The sequence below is a fragment of the Pedobacter sp. 01T416_2 genome, from assembly GCF_056398925.1.
Genome location: NZ_JBFTQI010000397.1, coordinates 1 through 5,385 on the forward strand (window position 1 = coordinate 1; position 5,385 = coordinate 5,385).

Here is a 5,385-nt window from a genome sequence, read left to right on the forward strand (position 1 = left end):
ACAAACAGCAAGTTATTTAGACACTGGTGTTTGGGCAACCAAAGCATTAAAAGAAGCTAAATTTATCGGTAATGTGAATGTAGTTGCCTCGTCTAAAGATGCGAATTATACTTTCATTCCAAAGGATTTTGAAATTCCTGCTGATAGTGCTTATTTCCACTATACTTCAAACAATACCATTTACGGAACTGAGCTTTTCGAAGTACCTAAAACAAACATTCCGGTTGTTTGCGATATGTCTTCTGATATCATGAGCCGTGTAATCGATGTTTCTAAATTCGATTTAATTTATGCCGGAGCTCAAAAAAATGTAGGCCCTGCTGGTTTAACTATCGCTATTGTTAAGAATGAAATTTTAGGGAAAATTGACCGTAAAATTCCATCTATGTTGAACTATCAATCGCATATCGATAACGATTCGATGTACAATACACCTCCAGTTTTCTCAATCTATGTAGCTTTATTAAATTTACGTTGGTTAAAATCGAAAGGTGGTGTTGCTGAGATTGAAAAAGAAAACAAACAAAAAGCTGAGGCACTTTACAGAGAAATCGACCGTAATCCATTATTTAAAGGAACTTGTTCAGTTGAAGACCGCTCTAGAATGAACATTTGTTTCGTAATGGAAAACCCAGAATTGGAAAAACCATTCTTGAAATATGCAGAAGAGCAAGGTATCGTAGGTATTAAAGGACACAGAAGCGTTGGTGGTTTCCGTGCATCGATGTATAATGCATTGCCAATCACAAGCGTACACGCTTTGGTAGATGCCATGCAGGTATTTGAAGAACAACAAGCAAAAGCAAATTAAGAATTAATTATAACCGCAGATTATCAACGTAATCATTTTAATCTGTGTAATCATAAATAACAATGATTAAAATATTAGCAAACGATGGGATTGATCCGATCGGAAAAGAATTATTAGAAAAAGCAGGTTTCCAGGTTGATACTGAAACCGTTCCTCAGGATAAATTAGCTGAAGCATTAAAAAACTATGATGCCATTACTGTACGTAGTGCAACAAAAGTTAGAAAAGAATTAATTGATGCTGTACCCAATATCAAATTAATTGGTAGAGGTGGGGTGGGCATGGATAATATCGATGTTGAATACGCACGTAGTCAAGGTGTTAATGTGGTAAACACACCAGCTGCATCTTCATTATCAGTTGCCGAATTGGTATTTTCTCACTTATTTACAGGTATCAGATTCTTACAGGATGCTAACCGTAAAATGCCTGTAGAAGGTTCTACTCAATTCAATAACTTGAAAAAAGCTTATGCTAAAGGAACTGAATTAAGCGGTAAAACCATCGGTATTATCGGTTTCGGTCGTATCGGTCGCGCTACTGCAAAAGTGGCTTTAGGCTTAGGAATGAATGTTTTGGCTTACGATTTATATCCTTCAGAATCTGAAATCACCTTAGAATTCCAAGGTGGAAAGTCAGTAAGTATTCCAATTAAAACGGTTTCATTGGAGGAGGTAATTACAGGAAGTGATTTCTTTAGTTTACATACTCCATTTGCTGATAAACCGATTTTAGGTGCAGAAGAATTTGCTAAAATGAAAAACGGAGTAGGTATTGTAAACTGTTCACGCGGGGGAACAATTGATGAGCCAGCTTTAATTGAAGCACTAAATTCTGGTAAAGTTTCTTTCGCTGGTTTAGATGTTTTTGATAACGAGCCTACACCGTTAGCAGAAATTTTAACCCATCCAAAAATCTCTTTAACACCACATATTGGTGCATCAACCAACGAAGCACAAGAACGTATTGGTACGGAACTGGCAACGTTGATTATTGAGCATTTTAAGAAGTAATTTATTTAGACCTTACAGGTTTTAAAAACCTGTAAGGTCTAATATTTAATCTAACGCATTCGTTAGCACCCAATAGCGGTAGCCCAAAATCGCCTTCTGAAAAGTAGTCAGCTTATTTGGATCTTTTTTATACAAACTTGGTAAAAGCGCCTTATTTATCTTCACCAAGATTTTAAACAGTTCTTTTTTCATAATTTGTCAATTGCTTTTACTGGTTGCAAAGTGGCTAAAATCCGATTGAAATTTTAAGAGCTGATTTTAGCAGTTTTATACCCCTGAAGTTTTTTGCTGAAGAAATAAAATCCACCTGCCATTACTAAAATCAAAAAGGCGATGATGTAGGTTGATAAACCTCCTTTATTCTTTTTCTCTAAATCTTCTTTGAGCTGCGCATTCTGATCCTGTAGTTTTTTAATGGTTTGCATATAACGTTCCAAGCGCTCCTGAGAATTATCCGCCACAGCGACTTTCTGCTGGTTCTGCAAATCTTTATAATCCATTAATACTTTCAGCTCTTTGAAAATATTGTTGTCGGTTAAAACTACCTGGCGAAGAATTTCATTGGAATTTTTAATATCACGTTTGGTTTGCCATCCGAATATTCCAGTTCGTTGATTTAAACTTTCATCATACTGACCAAACTTGGTACTTCTTTCTACAAGTAACGAATTTACTTTAGCACGCTGAGCAGTATAGGTAGTGGTATCTTGCTGTGCAAAGGCATGCAGGTTCAGCATTAAAAAAGAGAACAGATAAAAATATTTCTTCATGCGATATAAACGTGAAAAGGGTGAAAGTTGTTTTGGCTGGTTTATTGGTTCATTGGCCATTAGTTTATTGGTTAGCAAAGTGGTTATTCTGTTTCATCATTGCGAGCGCAAAAAAATAGTTTGCAATTAGTTTGTTTAGGCACCATGCCAAATGAACCATTGAGCCAATGAACTACTGAACTTTCTTAAGGATGAAACTCCACCCGTACAATATCACCTAAATGCAAACCTAATAAACCACTTGCTTTACCTTTATTAATCGCAATTTCCAAGTGGTTACTAATCCCGAACAGACAAAGCTTTTCACCTTCCTGTACTTCATTGTAATGCCAGCTCAATTGCGTAATGGTTTCGCTTTTTCTAAAGTATAAAGTAAAGTCCCTGTTCTTCTGTATTTTGGTAAAAAGATCTTTAGTAATGTTGGTGATTACATTGCAAAAAGTATCAATATATACCACACTACCACGGATCACATCTCGTTCTATCACAGGATGTAAAAGCATCTTCTGTTCAATTTCAGCTACAGGTAAACCGATGTCTTTCAGTTTGCCACCTTTGGCTAAATGCGTTGCTGCTTTAACAAAAATATCAACCAGGGGAAAGTGTAGATATTTCAAATCCTGCATAATGTTCAGCTCTACCACATCTTCCGGAACATCGTCAAAAAGAAGGGAGAAAATACCATTATCAGCCCCTACAAAAAAGTGATCACGGTGCTTTACAGCAATATATTTGGTGTTTTCACTGTATACAGAATCGATACCGATTAAGTGCACCGTATTCTTCGGAAAGTAAGGATAAGCGTTTTTCAGCACAAAGGCTGCGTACGAAATATTGAATGATGGAACCTCATGGGTAATATCAACTAAATTAACATTAGGCATAAGACTCAACAGACTACCTTTAAGGGCACTCTGGTAAAAATCTTTTGAACCTAAATCTGTTGTTAAAGTAATTATCCCCATTAAAAATTCATTATTATTGCTTATTCTTGTGTACGGACCTAAGCGTCTGCAAATATTCAAATTTTAATTAATATACCCCGATAACTTTTTAAAATACTACAGTTTGAACGAATTAAAATTAACTCTGGATACCGTAAATCCTGCTCACTTTTGGGGGCCGAATAACGAGAATTACGAAATGATTAAAGGTGCTTTCGCGAAGTTGAAACTGGTAGCGAGAGGTAGTGATGTTAAGGTTCTCGGTGATGAACAGGAACTTAAGGCTTTCGAGGATAAGTTTAACCAGCTTATTGCACACCTCGAGAAATATAGCTCACTCACCAATAACGACGTAGAATCTATACTAGGGGCAAAAGCAGCCGGTGTAGTAAAAAAAGATGTAGAACAACCTACCGGAGGCGGTGGAGAGGTAATTGTTTTTGGTACCAACGGCCTTTTAGTTAAGGCAAGAACCGCTAATCAGCGCAAAATGGTAAGCAGTATTGCTAAAAATGATATCCTATTTGCCATTGGCCCCGCTGGAACCGGAAAAACATATACCGCCGTTGCTTTGGCTGTTAGGGCATTAAAGAATAAAGAAATTAAACGGATTATTTTAACCCGTCCGGCGGTCGAAGCAGGGGAGAACCTTGGTTTCTTACCTGGCGATTTAAAAGAAAAAATCGATCCCTATTTACGTCCACTTTACGATGCATTGGATGATATGATTCCTGCAGAGAAATTGAAATTCTACATCGAAAACCGTACGATAGAAATTGCGCCACTGGCATTTATGCGCGGACGTACTCTAGATAACTGTTTCGTGATTTTAGATGAGGCGCAAAATGCCACCGATATGCAGTTGAAAATGTTTTTAACCCGTATGGGGCCAACAGCTAAATTTATTGTCACTGGCGATGTTACACAGATCGATTTSCCTAAAAAACAGATGTCGGGTTTATTTAACGGCTTAAGGATTTTAGAAGATATTAAAGGTATCGATATTATTTACTTAAGTGGTGAAGATGTGGTAAGACATAAACTAGTGAAAGATATCTTGAAAGCTTACGGCGATATTCAGTAAGTCGGAGGTCAGAAATCAGAAAAGTCCGAGGTCCGAAGTTTAAGTCTTGCAATAGGACTACTTCGGACTTTTGCTTTTTACAACTTTTATCGTCCGACTCCGGTCTTCGGACTTTCGGACTTTTTTCCTATTTTTATCCCCTCATGAAAGCACTAAAAGAAACTCATTTCAATTTCCCAAATCAAAGTAATTTTTACAAAGGTAAAGTTCGCGATGTATACACTATTGCCGACCAGTTTATGGTGATGGTGGTATCAGACCGTATTTCTGCTTTTGATGTAGTATTACCTGAAGCTATTCCATTTAAAGGACAGGTATTAAATCAAATTGCGGCTAAATTTTTAGCAGCTACCCAGGATATCGTTCCTAACTGGGTTTTAGATGTGCCAGATCCAATGGTTACGATTGGCCGTATCTGTGAGCCTTTTAAGGTTGAAATGGTAATTAGAGGTTACTTGGCCGGTCATGCATGGCGCGAATATAGCGCAGGAAAACGTTCGGTGTGTGGCGTTTCTCTGCCTGATGGATTAAAAGAAAACGATAAACTACCTCAGCCCATTATTACCCCAACCACAAAAGCTTCAGTAGGGCATGATGAAGACATTTCAAAAGAAGATATTTTAGCAAAAGGCATTGTTTCTATAACAGACTACGAAAAATTAGAAGAATATACTTACGCACTATATCAACGCGGAACTGAGATTGCTGCAAAAAGCGGATTGATTTTAGTGGATACGAAATACGAGTTCGGTACTGCTGATGG

The 5,385-nt window shown here is 37.3% G+C and carries 7 protein-coding genes; 4 read left to right on the forward strand and 3 right to left on the reverse strand.

Annotated elements, in window-relative coordinates; all coding sequences use genetic code 11:
- Together serC and AC1DPQ_RS16380 are read left to right on the forward strand one after the other, a co-directional pair.
- Nucleotides 1-811, forward strand: an 811-nt coding sequence (gene serC, locus AC1DPQ_RS16375) for a 3-phosphoserine/phosphohydroxythreonine transaminase (protein WP_477610262.1), incomplete at its 5' end; no start/stop codon positions are given.
- Nucleotides 812-873: 62 nt separating this feature from the next.
- Complete coding sequence (locus AC1DPQ_RS16380; protein WP_477610263.1) at nucleotides 874-1,824, forward strand: D-2-hydroxyacid dehydrogenase; 951 nt, start codon at nucleotides 874-876, stop codon at nucleotides 1,822-1,824.
- A gap of 45 nt (nucleotides 1,825-1,869) precedes the next feature.
- Here AC1DPQ_RS16380 and AC1DPQ_RS16385 read toward each other — a convergent pair whose 3' ends face one another.
- The 3 genes from AC1DPQ_RS16385 to AC1DPQ_RS16395 all read right to left on the reverse strand — a co-directional run bounded on the left by AC1DPQ_RS16385 (nucleotide 1,870) and on the right by AC1DPQ_RS16395 (nucleotide 3,559).
- A complete protein-coding gene (locus tag AC1DPQ_RS16385) occupies nucleotides 1,870-2,016 on the reverse strand; it encodes a hypothetical protein (RefSeq protein WP_167343644.1) in 147 nt (48 codons plus the stop codon).
- Nucleotides 2,017-2,069: 53 nt separating this feature from the next.
- Nucleotides 2,070-2,594 carry a hypothetical protein gene (locus AC1DPQ_RS16390; RefSeq protein WP_477583627.1) on the reverse strand — a complete coding sequence of 175 codons (525 nt, stop codon included), beginning with the start codon at nucleotides 2,592-2,594 and terminating at the stop codon, nucleotides 2,070-2,072.
- A gap of 185 nt (nucleotides 2,595-2,779) precedes the next feature.
- On the reverse strand, nucleotides 2,780-3,559 hold the full coding sequence (locus AC1DPQ_RS16395; protein ID WP_131031948.1) for an SAM hydrolase/SAM-dependent halogenase family protein: 780 nt from the start codon (nucleotides 3,557-3,559) through the stop codon (nucleotides 2,780-2,782).
- Between the two features lie 103 nt (nucleotides 3,560-3,662).
- Between AC1DPQ_RS16395 and AC1DPQ_RS16400 the strand changes: the two genes are divergently transcribed.
- Nucleotides 3,663-4,622, forward strand: a complete 960-nt coding sequence (locus AC1DPQ_RS16400) for a PhoH family protein (RefSeq protein ID WP_477610264.1) — start codon at nucleotides 3,663-3,665, stop codon at nucleotides 4,620-4,622.
- Nucleotides 4,623-4,765: 143 nt separating this feature from the next.
- On the forward strand, nucleotides 4,766-5,385 hold a 620-nt coding region (locus AC1DPQ_RS16405; RefSeq protein WP_477610265.1), incomplete at its 3' end, for a phosphoribosylaminoimidazolesuccinocarboxamide synthase.

Bases quoted from the DNA above. Each gene is read 5' to 3' on its own strand.
- AC1DPQ_RS16395 (WP_131031948.1), bottom strand. From the start codon at position 3,559: ATGGGGATAATTACTTTAACAACAGATTTAGGTTCAAAAGATTTTTAC.
- AC1DPQ_RS16385 (WP_167343644.1), bottom strand. From the start codon at position 2,016: ATGAAAAAAGAACTGTTTAAAATCTTGGTGAAGATAAATAAGGCGCTT.
- AC1DPQ_RS16380 (WP_477610263.1), top strand. From the start codon at position 874: ATGATTAAAATATTAGCAAACGATGGGATTGATCCGATCGGAAAAGAA.
- AC1DPQ_RS16390 (WP_477583627.1), bottom strand. From the start codon at position 2,594: ATGAAGAAATATTTTTATCTGTTCTCTTTTTTAATGCTGAACCTGCAT.